Source organism: Streptomyces sp. WAC06614 (assembly GCF_003949795.1).
Classification (GTDB): domain Bacteria; phylum Actinomycetota; class Actinomycetes; order Streptomycetales; family Streptomycetaceae; genus Streptomyces.
The window spans coordinates 1-217 of record NZ_RPRY01000814.1 but is presented as its reverse complement, the minus strand read 5'-3'; the positions used below and the strand labels follow the sequence as shown (position 1 = coordinate 217).

Annotated in this window: 1 pseudogene; it reads right to left on the bottom strand. The window is 76.0% G+C overall.

The annotated features are described in order from the left end of the window. Positions 1–217, bottom strand: a pseudogene (locus EF918_RS38910) (hypothetical protein); the annotation flags it as partial.

The window sequence follows — 217 nt, the reverse complement described above, 5'->3', positions numbered from 1 at the left end:
GGCCAGCGCGCGGGCGATCAGGACCCGCTGGTGCTGGCCGCCGGAGAGGGCGTTCACGGAGGCGTCCGCGTGGGCGTCCATGTCGACGAGGGCCAGCGCGCGGGCGATCAGGACCCGCTGGTGCTGGCCGCCGGAGAGGGCGTTCACGGAGGCGTCCGCGTGGGCGTCCATGTCGACGAGGGCCAGCGCGCGGGCGATCAGGACCCGCTGGTGCTGG